Source organism: Planctomyces sp. SH-PL14 (assembly GCF_001610835.1).
In the GTDB taxonomy this organism is placed as follows: domain Bacteria; phylum Planctomycetota; class Planctomycetia; order Planctomycetales; family Planctomycetaceae; genus Planctomyces_A.
This window is the reverse complement of the sequence record NZ_CP011270.1, coordinates 263,533-279,420: the sequence shown is the minus strand read 5'-3', so window position 1 is coordinate 279,420 and position 15,888 is coordinate 263,533. Positions and strand designations below refer to the sequence as shown.

Annotated in this window: 13 protein-coding genes; 5 read left to right on the top strand and 8 right to left on the bottom strand. The window is 62.4% G+C overall.

All coding sequences use genetic code 11. From position 1 onward, the window contains the following. Positions 1-67: 67 nt before the first annotated feature. Positions 68-529: a hypothetical protein gene (locus tag VT03_RS01105; protein WP_075091269.1), complete on the bottom strand. Its 462-nt coding sequence runs from the start codon at positions 527-529 to the stop codon at positions 68-70. Positions 530-977: 448 nt separating this feature from the next. Between VT03_RS01105 and VT03_RS01100 the strand changes: the two genes are divergently transcribed. After that, positions 978-3,170 carry a Tex family protein gene (locus VT03_RS01100; RefSeq protein ID WP_082845849.1) on the top strand — a complete coding sequence of 731 codons (2,193 nt, stop codon included), beginning with the start codon at positions 978-980 and terminating at the stop codon, positions 3,168-3,170. A 613-nt stretch (positions 3,171-3,783) separates the two neighbouring features. On the opposite strand, the gene VT03_RS01095 is transcribed toward VT03_RS01100, so the two are convergent. Then, positions 3,784-5,022 (bottom strand): alpha/beta fold hydrolase, encoded by a 1,239-nt coding sequence (locus VT03_RS01095; protein WP_082845848.1) that lies wholly within the window; start codon positions 5,020-5,022, stop codon positions 3,784-3,786. 593 nt (positions 5,023-5,615) lie between these two features. Here VT03_RS01095 and VT03_RS01090 point away from each other — a divergent pair. Next, complete coding sequence (locus VT03_RS01090) at positions 5,616-6,104, top strand: ferritin-like domain-containing protein (RefSeq protein WP_075091268.1); 489 nt, start codon at positions 5,616-5,618, stop codon at positions 6,102-6,104. 452 nt (positions 6,105-6,556) lie between these two features. On the opposite strand, the gene VT03_RS01085 is transcribed toward VT03_RS01090, so the two are convergent. Next, positions 6,557-7,051: a general stress protein gene (locus tag VT03_RS01085; RefSeq protein ID WP_075096871.1), complete on the bottom strand. Its 495-nt coding sequence runs from the start codon at positions 7,049-7,051 to the stop codon at positions 6,557-6,559. A 202-nt stretch (positions 7,052-7,253) separates the two neighbouring features. Continuing rightward, positions 7,254-7,631 carry a hypothetical protein gene (locus VT03_RS01080; RefSeq protein ID WP_156514205.1) on the bottom strand — a complete coding sequence of 126 codons (378 nt, stop codon included), beginning with the start codon at positions 7,629-7,631 and terminating at the stop codon, positions 7,254-7,256. A gap of 226 nt (positions 7,632-7,857) precedes the next feature. On the opposite strand from VT03_RS01080, the gene VT03_RS01075 reads away from it, so the two are divergent. Then, positions 7,858-8,307: a low affinity iron permease family protein gene (locus VT03_RS01075; RefSeq protein ID WP_075091266.1), complete on the top strand. Its 450-nt coding sequence runs from the start codon at positions 7,858-7,860 to the stop codon at positions 8,305-8,307. 31 nt (positions 8,308-8,338) lie between these two features. Here VT03_RS01075 and VT03_RS01070 read toward each other — a convergent pair whose 3' ends face one another. After that, positions 8,339-9,112, bottom strand: coding sequence for an alpha/beta fold hydrolase (locus VT03_RS01070; RefSeq protein ID WP_197489160.1), 774 nt, complete (start codon positions 9,110-9,112; stop codon positions 8,339-8,341). 189 nt (positions 9,113-9,301) lie between these two features. After that, positions 9,302-10,393, bottom strand: a complete 1,092-nt coding sequence (locus VT03_RS01065; protein ID WP_075091265.1) for a catalase family protein — start codon at positions 10,391-10,393, stop codon at positions 9,302-9,304. A gap of 347 nt (positions 10,394-10,740) precedes the next feature. On the opposite strand from VT03_RS01065, the gene VT03_RS01060 reads away from it, so the two are divergent. Continuing rightward, positions 10,741-11,922, top strand: coding sequence for a zinc-dependent alcohol dehydrogenase (locus VT03_RS01060; RefSeq protein ID WP_075091264.1), 1,182 nt, complete (start codon positions 10,741-10,743; stop codon positions 11,920-11,922). A gap of 27 nt (positions 11,923-11,949) precedes the next feature. Beyond that, positions 11,950-12,861, top strand: coding sequence for an SDR family oxidoreductase (locus tag VT03_RS01055; RefSeq protein ID WP_075091263.1), 912 nt, complete (start codon positions 11,950-11,952; stop codon positions 12,859-12,861). A 55-nt stretch (positions 12,862-12,916) separates the two neighbouring features. Here VT03_RS01055 and VT03_RS01050 read toward each other — a convergent pair whose 3' ends face one another. Both VT03_RS01050 and VT03_RS01045 read right to left on the bottom strand, forming a co-directional pair. Then, the gene (locus VT03_RS01050) at positions 12,917-13,738 is read right to left on the bottom strand and encodes a DUF72 domain-containing protein (RefSeq protein WP_197489159.1); all 822 of its coding nucleotides are present in this window, start codon (positions 13,736-13,738) and stop codon (positions 12,917-12,919) included. 10 nt (positions 13,739-13,748) lie between these two features. Next, positions 13,749-15,185 carry a cytochrome B6 gene (locus VT03_RS01045; protein ID WP_197489158.1) on the bottom strand — a complete coding sequence of 479 codons (1,437 nt, stop codon included), beginning with the start codon at positions 15,183-15,185 and terminating at the stop codon, positions 13,749-13,751. Between the last annotated feature and the right edge of the window lie 703 nt (positions 15,186-15,888).

Sequence of the window (15,888 nt, the reverse complement as noted above, 5' to 3'; positions counted from 1 at the left end):
CTCAAAATGAGGTGGCTGCCATTACTTCAGCAATCCATGGCAGTTGCGAGACCGCTTTGGCTCTACCTCATGGCTCTTGGCTCTCCGCTGATGTCTCACGGGCGATGCGTCTCCACGGGCGCCAACCGTAGATCATCGCCATCGAAGCCGTGACCGCCAGAAGGACGAGTGTGACCACCAGCAACAGCGCCGTTAGAGCGAACCCGCCTGACCAGTTTTGGTGCATGACTCCGGCCGTCAGGATGAATGCCGCTGCCCCCCACACGATGAGCGCAGCAAGCACCTGCAACGATCCCTCCGGAGTGTACTGCATGCTGCCGCCAAGCTTGCTCACCAATGGAAGCAGGAGCCCAAGAATTCCTAGCGCGGTCAGCCCAACTCCGACGCCCCGGCTCATCGACGACATCAGTACGAGTTGCTCGCTGTAGTGCATCGGCCCGCGTGAGGGATCGATGTGCGTACCGAAGGCGTTGACTCCCAAGCCGATTGCAATGGCGAAAGCACAGAGGAATTGAATGAGACCCTTCATTGAGCGCCTGTAGGTGTATGAGGGAAGACACCGATTGTACCGATTCCCATCCATCCGTGAGGGTTCTCTGCTCCCTGAACTGGCACGTACTGCGGTAAACGCTTGGGAGCACGTGATGCGGAGCGGCGAATTGTTCTCGGATCGCCGGGTAGCGGCAGCCGATGGCCGGAGGACGCGCGAAGTTGGATCGGGCGGCGAAGAATGCCACAACACAACGTTGACGGAGGAGACGCGTCGCATGGGCCACCGTTGGAGATGGCCGGGATGCCGCGGTACGTAGGCTCTGAGCACTCGTCACGGTTTCAGATGCTTGATCACCAAAGCGATTATCCAGGCGCTTGGTCTCCCCACGGCAGGATCAAGTTGAGCGCAATCGTCGTCGAGATTCCAGTACCCTCTCCAGAGGCGTCATCAGCAATAGGATGCTCGCCATTCAGACAACGTGAGAATGGAGTCGGAGTTGTACGATTGTTTCGACCGAAATCTCGTCGTCTCGCAGATCGCTGAATCGGTGAAGGTTCGGCCGGCGCAGACGCTGGCCGTTGTGGACCTGCTGGAGGCGGGGAACACGCTCCCGTTCATCGCCCGGTATCGCAAGGAGGCGACGCAGGGTCTCGACGAAATCGCCCTGCGAGCGATCGCCGATGCGCTTGAATCGGCCCGGGAACTGGCCGATCGCAAATCGACGGTTCTGAAGACGATCGACTCGCTGGGGCTTCTGACGCCAGGTCTGCGGCAACAGATCGAAACGTGCGGGGACAAGGTGGCTCTGGAAGAGCTGTATCGCCCCTTCAAGCCCAAACGAAAGACCCGCGCTGCGACGGCGCGGGAGCGGGGGCTGCAGCCTCTGGCGGACATTTTGCTTCGGCAGCAGACCCTGCGACGTTCCCGATCCGAGGTCTTGCGGCCGTTCGTCGATCCCGCGAAGGAGGTCCCGAACGAAGAGGCGGCGGTTCAGGGCGCCAGCGACATTGTCGCGGAGACCTGGGCCGAAGAGGCGGAGACCCGCCAGTGGCTTCTGCACCAGGCTCGGCAGTTCGGGCAAATCTTCGCGCGGGTCAAGCGGGGGAAGCAGGCTGAGGCTCAGAAGTTTGATACGTACTTCGACTATAAGGAGACCGTCCGACGAATCGTCTCGCACCGGCTGCTCGCCATGAAGCGGGGGGAGGAAGAGGGCTTCCTCAACGTCGGCCTGCAGCTCGACGAAGAGTCGACTCTTCGTCAGCTCTCCGCGCGGCTGATTCGAAATCCGCAGTTCGAGTTCCACCGCGATCTCGTGGCTGCCGTCTCGGACTGCTACAGCCGCCTGCTGCTTCCGGCGGCGGAGTCGGCGGTGATGCAGCAGTTGAAGGAGCGGGCGGATGTCGAGGCGATCCAGGTCTTCGGCGACAACCTGCGAAAGTTGCTGCTGGCGCCGCCGGCGGGGCCGCACGTCACGATGGGGATTGATCCCGGATTCCGGACCGGCTGCAAAGTGGCGGTCGTGGACGGCACCGGCAAGTTCCTGTTCAACACCACGATCTACCCGACGCCTCCGCGCAGCGACGTGGACGGGGCCGCGAAGACGCTTCTCGATCTCATTGCCCGGTTCGATATCGACCTGATCGCCATCGGCAACGGGACCGCCTCCCGCGAGACGGACGCGTTTGTCGCCGATGTCCTGAAATCCCCGAGGCTGAAGAACGCTCGTCCGATCACGAAGGCGATGGTGAGCGAGTCGGGCGCCTCCATCTACTCGGCCAGCGAACTGGCGGGCCAGGAATATCCGGATCTCGACGTCACGGTCCGGGGGGCGATCAGCATCGCGCATCGCCTTCAGGACCCGCTGGCCGAACTGGTCAAGGTCGATCCCAAGTCGATCGGCGTCGGTCAGTATCAGCACGACGTGAACCAGGCGGCCTTGAAGAAGTGCCTGGAGCGGGAGGTGCAATCCTGCGTCAACTCCGTCGGCGTCGATGTCAACCTGGCCAGCCCGTCGCTGCTGTCGCATGTCGCGGGGATCGGGCCGTCGCTGTCACAGAAGATCGTTGAGTACCGCGATGCCCACGGCCCGTTTGCCCGCCGACAGGATCTCTTGCAGGTTCCCAAGCTGGGTCGAAAGGCGTTCCAGCAGGCGGCCGGGTTTCTGAGGGTCCGCGACGGCCTGGAGCCGCTCGACAACTCGGCGGTCCATCCGGAGAGTTATTCCGTGGTTCGCAAGATGGCGGCCAAGCTGCAGGTCGATGTAAAGCAGATGCTGGGCAACACGCAGCTGTCGAGTCGGATCCGGCCCGAGGATTTCACGGACGACACGATTGGCCTGCCGACTGTCATCGACATCATTGAGGAGCTCAGCCGGCCCGGTCGGGACCCTCGCAAGGCGTTCCGGGCCGTCCAGTTCGCCGACGACGTGCATGCTCTGGAGGACCTGAAACCCGGAATGATCCTGGAAGGGGTCGTGACGAACGTGACCCACTTCGGGGCTTTTGTGGGCCTGGGGGTCCATCAGGATGGCCTGATCCACATCTCCCAGCTCTCGACGGAGTTCGTTCAGTCGCCTTCCGATGTGGTTTCGGTGGGAGAGATCGTTCGCGTGAGGGTTGTCGAGGTCGACAAGGAGCGACGCCGGATTGCGTTGTCGAAACGAGACGTCACCGGCTGAATCGTGGTTCATGCTCGCCTGTCCCTCGAGACACCGGAGTCGGCTCGACGTTGTGCGGGCGTCGGGCCCCTGGGTGCTTCCATCGAATCGACGAGCGATCTGCTTAGGGTGCGTTCGCCGGATGGTTGCCGGGTAGCGTGGCGGCGGACGAATGATCTAGCCAAAGGCCCGGGGGGACCATAGTGGGGGGGGAAAGGGCCACGCCTCCTGGCCCGCTGGAGGTTTGGCTGTCCGATGCTGTCTAAGGGTGTACCTGTCCAGCTACGGAGCCGCATGACGGGATAACGTTCGACGTGGTTCTGCCAACCGGCTGGCTCCCGTCGGGCCTCTTGTACGACCAATGTTGACCCGGAAGAAAATGCGGCCGGACGCGAGCACAGGGAGGCTGGTCTCCCTGCTCAAGCGTCCGGCAGCGGTTGCATCGGAACAACTAATCGTCGCAGCCGCTCTGGTACCCGTTGACTGAAGGCAGACCGTCGCAGCGACGACGATTATGGGCGAACGACATGACTTTCGGTGTTGAAGAATCAGATCCTTCCGTCTTTCAATTGGGAAGAGGGTTGCACGGACAGCAGCCGCGAGGTTGGTGGCATGCCGAGACGGACGATTGCACTTAAGCCGGGACCGTGACTGGTTTACCCGCTTCTGCTCCTCTCGAACAAAAGGCCAGCAGTGCATCCGCAAAGTCTCCATCGTGTTCCAGGAAGCCGTAATGCTTGGCGGGATTCAGCGGCTTCAGCGTCGAGTCCCGAACACCCTGGGCGATGACGTCGCTGGCCGATCTGGGCGTTACAGGGTCCTGCTCCCCGGCGATGATAAGCGTCGGTATCTTGATCATGGGAAGTGTCGCTGTTGCGTCGTAGTCCAGCATTCCCAGACATCCGCGGGCCAGGACCGCGCGCGAGTTCTGTAGTGAGTAGCGGGAGACGAAGTCCAACTTGGCCGCCGATTCCGTCCCCCCAAACCCCGTCGAGGTGTTGGACCAGTGCACTGACCCATTCAGGTAGCTGAGGCAGTTGGAAAGCCACACTATGGGAGACAGGAGAATCTGAAGATACAGAAGCGGGATGATCAGTGGTCGCTCGATCGCAGTCAGCAGACCGCTGAAGGGCATGGTTCGTACCGGGTTCTTGTACGTCGTGTGAGCCAGGACGAGCCCGGAGACGCGGCTCCCGAGAAGGTCGGGAAAGAGGCGGCAAAAAGTCAGAATCGTCATTCCGCCAATGCTATGTCCCATCAAAGCGACGGGTGTCACTCCGCTGACGTCGATAACCGCTCGCAGATCGCGAGCGAACTTTTCAAGGCTATAGTCATCATCGGCGGCCCGCGTCGATCGTCCGCAGCCGGGGAGGTCCCAGACTACGAGCCGAGCACCCGGACAGCGGTGGCGCACGTAAGTCCACTCGCGACGATCGGTTCCCCACCCGTGCGTGGCAATGACCGTCGGGCCGTCGTCCGGTCCGAAGATCTCGATGAACAACTCGGTTCCGTCGTCGCGGCGGAGGCGATGGGATGTCCCGCCCGCCAGCTCGGGGACCGGCTCGCCAGACTGAAGCCAGAGCCGCGGATTGATCCAAGAGCCGCCAAAGGAGAACAGAAGAAGCAGGCTCCCCAAGACGAGGAGGCCGGTCTGCCGATTCCATCCGGGTTGCCACCCACGTGGCGGCCCGGGCTTGACACGCGGCGGTAGAGTCGCATCGGCAAACCCTACAGGATCCGGGGACAGGAGAATGGGAACCGGCGTAGTGACGTCGTGATACCACGCGTGAAGAGCCCAAGCTCCGCCCCCGAGGATCATGATCGCCAGGATTAGCCGAAGCCAGACGAAGAGAACTGACGCCGGTGTCTGCACAGGAACCTCCACTGTCCGCCCACTGCGGGATGCTGCCGGCGGAAAGCACGTCGCGTACCGGGAGTTTCCAGTGGAACGAACCTTGGCCGTCACATCATTGCCCGTGCCTCGCCCTCAACCGCTTTCTCGTAGACAGCAATCCTAATCAAGTTTCTCAGCCCGGATGGATCTAGAACACTACCAGAGAAATCCATCCCGGACCGAACGATCCGTCACCCGCATGACGGCGCGGTGAAGGGGCGGAGGTCACAACTACCTCCCTGCGTCGGAAATGGCGGGACTGGAGACGGCACCGATCTTGGTGCTGAGCAGCTGAAAGGAAACGACGGACGTCCTTGACAAGGCGCGAAGCAGGGGCGGCACGAGGTCCAGCCCCGGAGATTCCCTGGGACGCAGGAGAATCGCGAGCGAACGATCTGACCGAGACGATCTTGAGAACAGCAGACTGTGCGTTCGTCGACCACGGGAACTCCGCTGAGCGGTCCGCTGCTCAATGAATTCTTGCCTATCCCGAAGTCTGCCGCCGGTACGACGCTTGCGAACGGGCGTTCTGGCTTAACGCCGTTCCAATGAATCCCTGAGGACTCTCAATCATGCCGCTGCAAACCTTGGCTGACGCATTCCACGATGAACTCCGCGACGTCCTGAGCGCGGAGAAACAGCTGGTGAAGGCCCTCCCCAAAATTGCGAAGGCGGCCAGCTCCGTGGACCTTCGCGCCGCCTTCGAGAAGCACCTCGCGGAAACGAAGACTCAGGTGGAAAGGGTGGAGCAGGCTTTCGAGGAAACTGGTAAAGCGGCGCGGGCCAAGACCTGCGAGGCGATGGAAGGACTGTTGGCTGAAGCGGCCAGTATGATGGAAGAGGAAGCGGATCCCGAGGTCATGGACGCAATTCTCATCGGTTGCGCTCAGAAGGTCGAACACTATGAGATTGCCACCTACGGGACACTGTGTACTTGGGCGAAACAGTTGGGGTACACCCGTGCCTACAAACTCCTTAAGGCCAATATGGCGGAAGAGGTCGCCACCGATGAGGCTCTGACCGGCCTGAGCGAGACTGTGAACGCGGAAGCCAATAGTTGATACAAAACCGCTCGGCCCTGGTCACCTGTTTTAACCGGGGCCGGCGGCCGTCTTTGCTTGTTGTTGGCTCCCGACCCTTCCCAACTTTCCACTTCTCTCAGTAGATCGCGCGGGCGGACCGTCTTGAGCAACCCTCTTAGCTCGTGGTCTTCCGTTTCGTGCATATCGAGTTCTCGGGCGATCGCGCTCACCAGACATAGCCGCCGAATCACTTCGTACTTGGGCAAGAGGTCGATCTGAAGGTGTAAGTCAGCGCCTGCTGCCATTGCGGGACAAGCGTCGACGGCGATGACTGCACGGTGATCTTGATCCCGACCAGCGACTGCGTTTAGGCCTTCTGCCCTGCAATCCTGGTCATCGTGTTGTCGCCAGGCTGCCCGCCAAGGCACCTCGCCACCGCAAGCCGTGTCTTGGCGTCGAGGAGAGGCGGGCCGTCGAGTCACTCGCAAGCGTTAGACGTTTCGCAGTGCACCGTTCCGATCCAGAATCGTCCGTGCTTCGACTCCTCGGTTCCCGCGCACGGTGACGATCGATCGTCCTTTGCCGTACTCCGAGTCGTAGTAGGCGGCATCCTTCTCCGACAGGCCCATACCGGCCAATGCTCCAGCAACACCAGCGACGGCCGCCCCGGCTCCGGCACTCGACAGAAGAACTCCCAACGTCCCGCCGGCGATGGCCGGTCCGATTCCGGGAATCGCCCCCGCCAGGATACCCACCCCCCAAAGTGCGCCGAGTGCGGCACCGGTCGCGACGCCGGCAACCGCACCCTCCTCCGCCTTTGTGTCCGACGTTCTGCCAGCGGTCGTACTGCTCGAAGTGGGCGACACGATGCCGATGTCGCTCTCCGCGAAGCCTGCACTTCGCAGGTCTCTGACGGCCGCCTGAGCTTTGCTTTCGTTTTCAAATGCTCCAACAACGGTTCCGAGCGTGGTGGTGGTCGTGGTCATGAAGCGAGCCTCCTCGTGCCATTTGGATGGAAAAGCGATCAGCTCAACGCCAAGCAAGCGTCGCGCCCCCGGAGATGGCCCGCGGGCCAGGATTTTCCTGAGGGCTCCGATGAAGAACCGCCTCGCGTTGCCATGCTGCGGCTCGTCGGAGTCGCTCGTCTCGTCCAAGTGCTTTCGCTGCCCCTCACCCAAACAGGCGGCACTAGGAGCCGAGTAGACGCCCTGGACTGGAATCAATCCGGAAGGCTGGGGAACTCCAACTCTCCCCGAAGGGAGTCATCGGACCAATTGTGTTGTCCGACACCAGGGTCGCCGTCGACGATGGACTGGCCTCCGGCTCCGAGTGCAGGTCCACTGGCGCGATAACGAGGAGCAGCACCCCGATCAGGGCGAATAGACCGACGACCGGCCATTTTCCGAACCAAAGGAAGCCGGCCAGTTCCCAGGTGGCAATCGGAGGAAGGACTTCCGAAAGCTCAAAACGCGAGTAACGCTCATAGACCACGAGCGCGAGAAATAGAGCACCAATCCCCGCAACACAGAGAATGGCCCCAAAGATCTGTCGCAATAGCATTCGCATGATATTCCTTCCCTCCCGGGAGTCCTGATCGGACCACGCAATTCCGAGACCGATGCGCGCGGCGAGTCGCTGGCAAGGAGTGCTGTGACGACCGCAAGGACGGCACTCGGTCTTCCCGACGAAAGAAGTCGAGCACCGCCGATCACGGAGAGGCCGAACAATGCCTGTTACGTTTCCGTAAGAGGGAATCGCTTCTGCACCGGACGCTTGAGGAAAGGGGGGCGTTATGAGGTCTTGCGGCGAAGAGTCAAACGGTTCCAAGTCCTGGTTCAGCCGCGCGGCGCACAACACCGCGTGTTGGACGGGGAAACCAGGAGGGTTCATCTCGGCGTCGGCGATCGTCTTGATCTGGGCCATTACAGGACCGATCTTCGGCTTCAGTGATACGTGGCAGCTCGTGATCAACACCGGGACAACGATCGTCACCTTCCTGATGGTGTTCCTGATTCAGAACAGCCAGAACCGGGACACTGTGGCCCTCCATCTCAAGCTGGATGAAGTCCTCCGGTCCATCGCCGACGCGCGCGACAACTTCATGGACATCGAGGATCTCGAAGAGTCGGAACTCGAAGAGATTCGCGACGAATACCGACGGCTTGCCGCCAAGGCCCGGGAGATGCGAGACGACCGTCCCCAACGACCGTCTAGCTCTGGAGCCGCGCAGGCGACGCCCTAGTTGCCGTTGCACGTTTGGCTGCGTCGTGGCGTCAAGAGGAGCAGGTCTGGATGATCTCCGCCGTGACGGTTTCAGCGGCCTCGCGCTGGATCCAATGGGCTCCTTCGTCGATCCAGCGGATGGAGCCCTGAGAGCAGAACTGGAGACTCACCTCGGCCAGGCCAGGTTCTTCCGCCGGATCCTGGCGACCAAAGAGGATCCGCGTCGGAACGGGGACGGATCGCTTCAACGAGGCTGGAGAGCGGCGAACGACCGCGCGGTAATAGTTCAGCATGGCCGCGAGTGCGCCGGGCTGAGACCACGCGGAGACAAACTGGCGCCGGTCGCTCTCATCGAAGACCCCCGGCTGGCTGGTTGACCGCACCGCCCGAAAGAGGAGCGCGTAGTTTCGGGCTGAGAGCACGGCCTCCGGAAGCCAGGGACACTGAAAGAAGCCGATGTACCAGCTCCGGCAGAGCTGGCTTGGATGGCGAAGCAGGTATCCCTGAAACGCACCGGGATGGGGGGCATTCAGAATCAGAAGGCGGCGGACTCGCTCCGGGAACAGTGCCGCAACCCGCCAGGCGATCAGACCACCCCAGTCGTGTCCGACGAGGTGGAACGTGGAGGCGTTCTCCGAGTCGGCCAGCGCAATCACGTCGGCCGCGAGCTGATCGATGTCATAGGCGGCCACTCCCTTGGGCTTGTCGGTCCTGCCATAGCCGCGCTGATTCGGTGCGAGAACGCGAAAGCCCGCGGCCGCCAACTCAGGAATCTGATAATGCCAGCCCGACCAGACATCGGGGAACCCGTGCAGGAGAATCACGACAGGTGCACCAGAGCTCCCAGCGGTCGCCAACTCCATCCGCAAATCCGGGAGCGAACGAAGCTGCAGGTCGAAAGGGAGCGGATCCGGAGTCACAAGTGCGGCGACCTCATGGGGAACTTCCTTGCCGAATGCTCGGCTTGCCGTAAGACGCGTCAAGCCCCTTCCGTCGCAACGAGGTGGTAGGACTCACTGAGGAACGTCGCTCAGGCTGGTCGGCTCGACGATCTCCCGAGCATTCATCTCCTGCCGGAATCGGACGGATGCCTCATAGACCGGCTTCCTCACACGCATGACTGATCCGAGCGGCCGGTGTGCCGTCATGGCCCGCCAGGGGGTGAAGGACAGCTGGTCGTCTCCAAAGACCCTCCGGGCGGGAGAATCTGTGGCTTGGCTGGGAAAGATGAGTCGGGCGACCGGCTGATGCGGAGAAAGGTCCTCGTCCCAGATGACTGAGGCGTCCTCGATGGGCATCTTGTCCAAGTCGACGCACAGCTGGGCCCGCACCTCGTACTCCGCGCTGTTCCCCCGGAAGAATTCCGCGACACGATCGCGCAAGGCGCAGCGGTGGTCATCGTCCGCGTCGATCGATGCTCCCACCAGAGCCCTCACATTCCCGCTCAGCGGAGCGACGCTGATCTTGGCGATGAACTCGCCGAACCGGACCGCGGCCATGCTGTGAAAGGTCTCTCCCAGGATGTGACTGTTGGCCGGGCCCAGATCTTCGAGGATTTCGCTCTGCAGACCGACCATGCCGAGGAGCAGGTTGGCGCCGCGTGCCGCCTTGGCCGCCACCAACTTCAGGATCTCGGCAGTGTCGGCCCGGTTCTCAATCAGCTTTTGGACTTGGGCGTAGGAGCCGATATCGCCGAAAGGGATCGCCGGCGCGTTAACGAGCAGCCAGTCCTGATTCGGCGTGGGACTGGGCGACTCGTTCAGCATGGGGCCGGGTACGCCCAGGACCTTGAGAGCCATTCCCCGGGGTGTGGGGATCCGGTCGCTTTGAATATCTCCGGGGGCGCTGGAGAGCCTCGCAATGACCGGGAAGGATCCGGGAGCTGCAAATAGCCCCTGCTGGAGGTGCGACGGCAGGCCCTCGTTCACAATTAGTTGGCCCACCAGTAAACCGTGACTCTTCGCATGGGCCTCCCGAACCGCGTGCTGATGCTTCTCAAAGCGAACCCGGTTCGTCCGGAGCACTGAGGCGACGATCTGATCGGTCAGTCGCCGTTCGTCCTTCTGATGAACTTCAACCGACTCACTGAACGGAACGTAAGCCATGTGATGCTCGGTGGCCTGCCAGCATGGGAGGTCATCAGGCCATGCTGCAGTAAGGATGATGGGCTATGCGATTCACGATCACGACTGCGTCAGGATCGCACTCCGCATGCCGTTCTGACGAGGCTCGTTCACATCGTAGTCTGCCAGCCGGGTCGATTCTGCCCGCAGTTCCCCTCCTCCCGATGGTCTGACCGCCGGGGATTCTCTGGACGGAACCGCTGGCGTCGAGATCGACACCGTCGAACGCCGCGCCGGCCGTGGTTTTGCAACCGGGCAGGGAACCCTCCGGCACCGGGAGACGGCATCGAACAGGAACCGGGCGGGGCGGCAGCAACTGGGAGACATCCATGAAGGCGCTCTGCTGGCACGGCAAGGAAGACGTACGAATCGACGACGTCCCCGACCCCAGGATTGAGGATCCCCGGGATGCGATCATCCGGGTGACCTCGACCGCAATCTGCGGATCCGACCTACATCTCTACGACGGCTACATGCCCACGATGGAGTCCGGCGACGTCCTGGGGCACGAGTTCATGGGGGAGGTGGTCGAGACCGGGACCGTCGCTGCCGGCAAGCTGAGCAAAGGGGACCGGGTCGTCGTCCCATTCACGATGGCGTGCGGGACGTGCTTCTTCTGCCGGAAGACACTGTTTTCCTGCTGCGAGAACTCCAACCCCAACAAGAAGATCGCCGAGGAGGCGATGGGCCATTCGCCCAGCGGACTGTTCGGCTACAGCCACATGCTCGGGGGATTTGCCGGGGGCCAGGCAGAATACGTCCGGGTCCCGCTGGCGGACTTCGGGGCCTTCAAGGTGCCGAGCCACATCCCCGACGAGAAGGTGCTGTTCCTGACCGACATCTTCCCGACCGGCTACATGGGAGCGGAGCAGGCCGACATCGAGGCGGGCGACACCGTCGCGGTCTGGGGGTGCGGGCCGGTCGGGCAGTTCTGCATTCAGAGCGCCTGGCTGTTCGGCGCCGGGCGGGTGATCGCCATCGACCACGTTCCGGAGCGGCTGGAGATGGCGAGGCGTCTGGGGCGAGCGGAGACGATCGACTTCACCGAGACCGATGCCAGCGTCTTTGACCGGCTGCAGGAGATGACGAAGGGACGCGGGCCGGACCGGTGTATTGATGCCGTCGGAGCGGAGGCCCACGGGTGGGGGAGCTGGCCGGCGGTGCTCGACAACGCGAAGGCGGCGGTCGGCCTGGCGACGGACCGGCCGTCCGTGCTGCGGCAGGCGATCATGGCCTGCCGAAAAGGAGGAACCGTCTCGGTGCCGGGGGTGTATGTGGGCCTGCTCGACAAGGTTCCGATGGGGGCCTTCGTCAACAAGGCCCTGACGATGAAGTCCGGTCAGACGCATGTGCACCGCTACCTGCAGCCGCTCCTGGAGCGGATCGAGAAAGACCAGATCGATCCGTCGGCGATCATCACGCACCGGTTGCCCCTGTCCGAGGCGCCCGACGCCTACAAGACCTTCCGCGATAAGAAAGACGGCTGTGTCAAAGTTGTCCTGAAGCCCTGATCGCCCCCTCCCAAGGAGTTCTTCTTCATGTCGACAACGCTCAAGAAGATTGCGGATCAGGTTGTCGTGATTACCGGCGCGTCTTCAGGGATCGGACTGGCGACCGCCGAACTTCTCGCGGAGATGGGGGCTTCGGTCGTCCTCGCCGCCCGCAGCGAAAAGACGCTTCTTCACGTCGCGGGGCGGATCACGGGCCGGGGGGGCCGGGCGATCGCGGTCCCGTGTGATGTTTCCGACCGCAGCCAGGTAGAAGCCCTCGCCAAAACGGCGATCAGGACCTTCGGGCGGATCGACACGTGGGTCAACAACGCCGGCCTGGGGATGTACGGCCGCGCGGACACGTTTCGCGAAGAGGATGCCCGGAGACTGTTCGATATCAACTTCTGGGGAGCGGTCAACGGCTGCGTCGTCGCTCTTCCGCATCTGAAAAGCAGTGGCGGTGCGCTGATCACGGTCGGAAGCGAGGTCTCCGATTCCTACGCCCCGCTCATGAGCATCTACGTCGCGACCAAACACGCCATCAAGGGGTACGTCGACGTCCTGCGGGTCGAAGTCGAGGAGGTCGACAAGCTTCCCGTTGCGGTGACGTTGATCCAGCCGACTGCCGTCGACACGCCGTTCCCTCAGCATGCGAAGAACGACATGCTCAAGGAGCCGAAGCTCCCCGATCCGATGATCCAGGCGCAGGACGTGGCCGAGGCGATCCTGCACGCCGCCGAGCACCCGACACGGGAGAAGAAGGTTGGAGCGATGTCGCTCGTGAGCACGACGCTTTCGAAACTGATCCCCAGTGTCGCGGACCGCTTGTCTGCGGGGCGGGTCGACGATCTCACCTACGACGAGAAGCCGCGCAACCCGAATGGAGCTTTGTACCAGGCGAGCGAAGCGACGGGCGTCGCGGGACGAACCAATGGAACGGGCGGCAATCAATCACGGTAGCAATCGATCGGCGTCCGTTCTGGGGCGGCATCGCCACCTGGCCCTGTAGTCCACTCTATCGTCCCAGTGTCGATCTGCGGGCCGCGAGCATTCGCTGCATGGTCAATGCATCGGTCTGCGCCGCCCCGTCGGCCGTATTGTCGAAGATGCACCAGACGTCGTGCCCGACAGCGGCGTGCTCGAACATGTCGCGAGTGAGACGAGCGAGGTCCCCCTCGGAGTAAGGCGAATAGTACATTCGGGGATGACCGTGCAGGCGGTAGTACGTCGGCGACGACGAGCCGGCGGGGGCGATCTCGGGGCCGAGGGGAGGATCGGCAGCGGCCATCGCCACGCGGTACTGCCTCAGAAGATGGGCAGCGTCCTCGCCGAGCCAGGAGGTGTGCCGCGGCTCGAGGACGAGGGCGCCCGAGAACAAGCCACGGAGGAGTTCCAGAAAGTTTTCCACGTCCGATGGCGAGAACCGCAACGAAGGAGGGAGTTGGAATAGAAGCGGGCCGAGATGCTCGCCGAGTTCGGCCACTTCCCCGAGGAACGCCTTCAGGAGGTCGTCGGCTCCCTTCAGGCGATGCTCATGCGTGACTGTCCGCGGGGCTTTGACGGCGAAGCGGAATTCCTCGGGTGAATTAACAGCCCATCGTCGGTAGGTCGCCGGACGATGCGAGCGATAGAACGACGAGTTGATCTCGCCGGCGTTGAACTGCCGCTGGTAGCGGGCGAGGTGGCTCCCGTCGCGAGGGAACAGGTCGTCGTGCTGTTTCGGAATGTTCCACCCGGCACAGCCGATCCGGAATGTCAGAGACGCATCAACGCTGTAGCCGGGCGAGGGCCCGGGGACAACGCTTGCCGTCCGCCGAGCTGAGGAAGAACGAGCCACGTCGATGGCCTCAGAGACACTTGAGAAAGGCGACGAGGTCCGCTTTCTCGTCGGCGGTGAGTTCCAGTTCGAGAACAAGGTTGAAGAACTCGACCGTGTCGTCGAGCGTGAGACACCGTCCATCTTTCAGGTACGGCGGGCTGTCCTTGATCCCGCGAAGCGTGAACGACTTGATCGGTCCGTCCCCCGGTTCGTCGGCCAGGAATCGCTCCAGATGCAGGTCGTGCATCTGATGATCGAGGTAGAACGGCGCCGGATGGCAGACCGAACACTGCGCCTTGCCGAAGAACAGGGCTTCGCCCCGCCGCTCCCGCTCGTTGGCATTTCGATTCAGCCGCCCGAGGACATTCAGCTTAGGGGCGGGCGGAAAGTCGAGCATGTTCTGAAACTGGGCCATGTGCGGCACGGAGACCCGCGGGATCTCCTGGAAGCCCTTTTTCATGGCATGGATCGGATCGCCGTTGAAGTAGGCAGTCCGCTGCTCGAACTCCGTGAAGTCTTCGACCGACCGCAGGCTCCGCTTAGAGCCGTGGATTTGCTGGTTGAACATCCCGCGGAGGCTCGTAGTGTCGAGCCGGAAACGTCGTTCCTGCGGTCGGATGTCGGGGCTCAGGTGGAACTGGCCGGTTGTGTGACCGTTCACATGGCAGTCGAAGCAGGCGATGCCGAGGCTCGGCTGGGCGGTCTTGCGATCATCGGTCGGATTGAACTCCTCCTGGGGCATCGGCGTCAGGAGTAACCGCAGTCCATCGAGCTGGACTGGCGTCAGCAGATCCTTGAACAGGTCACGGAAGTTGTTGATCGAGACCACTTGGCCGCGCGAGACATCTCCCAGCTCCGGACGATTCTGAAGGAAGATGGCGGGCGGAAACTCCGGAAGGAATTCGGCGGGGAGGTCGAACTCAACATCGAACCGCTCCAACCGGGAGAACATCCGAGTCTGGACTTGGGGAAACACCTGCCCGCCATTGACCTGGAGCGGGTGAGGAAGCGTCGGGTAGGGAAAGACTCCCTTTTCCCGGATGTCCGACGGCGACATCTTGCCCAGCTCGTCCCACGTCAGCCCGTTGGTCAGCTTGGCCGTCGGCCCCTTCAAGACGGCTTTTCCGCGAGACATCGTGACGTCCGGATCAGGCCGCGGCGTCAGGTCGTATCGTGTCTCGAGAAGAGCTCGCTGGGCCTTGACCACGGCATCCTTGCCGGCCGCCTCCTTCTTCATGACGTCCGCAAACGGCGTGAACGGCTCGTCGGCATTCAGCGGGTCGCGAAAGAAATCAAACCCGGTGATCTTCCCCGCTTTCGGCTGGTCCTTGAACGCAGGGGAGGCAGACTGGGCTTGCTTCGGATCGAACTTCTCTGGACGGTCCGCCTCCTGCTGCCGTTGTTCAACAAGAGTCCCCTCTGGCGGCCCGGCGGTCTGAGCTCGTTCAACGACATCCCCAGACATCGGCCCTTTGCGACTCTCCGGTGTCGCTACAGGCGTACTCTGCGGCGGTCGAGCGTCGGGCTGGCGGCTGGCAGGTTGTGCTTCAGACCGTGGCGCAGCCGGAACTTGACCGGCGGGCCGGTTCGATGTCGGCGGCGCTGCCGCAGTACGTCGTGGCGGGGTCTGTTGGCAGAACGCCACCGCCGCACCTTGGGCCGCAAACAGGACAGCAAGACATGAGATCCTGGACATGACTAGTCTCCTCGCGAGTGACCATCAGGCCAGCAGCCGAAAGCAAGTGCCATTCCCGCTTCATCCGCCAGGCGCACCGTTGTCGTGCCGAGTCATTGGGCCTCGTACAGCGCCATTGACGAGCCCGGGAGAGGCCTCAGGAAAACTCTTGTCCTGTTGAATTCGTATCGCCGGCGAAGAGGGAAGACGTTGCGGTCTAAGGTGGACGAATCACAATTGCGTTTCGACGAATGACCAGCCGGGGTGTCCCCGTCGACGGACTGACGAGTCTGAAGTGGAATCATGCAGGACCTGGTGTTGTTGTCTGATGAGGTCTTGTTCCTGACGCGGGCCGTACTGCAGGGGACGAAGACCAAAGCCGCGAGCCCGCTGAGCCACGAAGTCGCATGCGACTTACTCTGTAAGCACGGGCTGACTGAACGACAGGGCGAGACGTTGAGGCTGACTCCGATCGGGCATCGGGTCGCGAGAA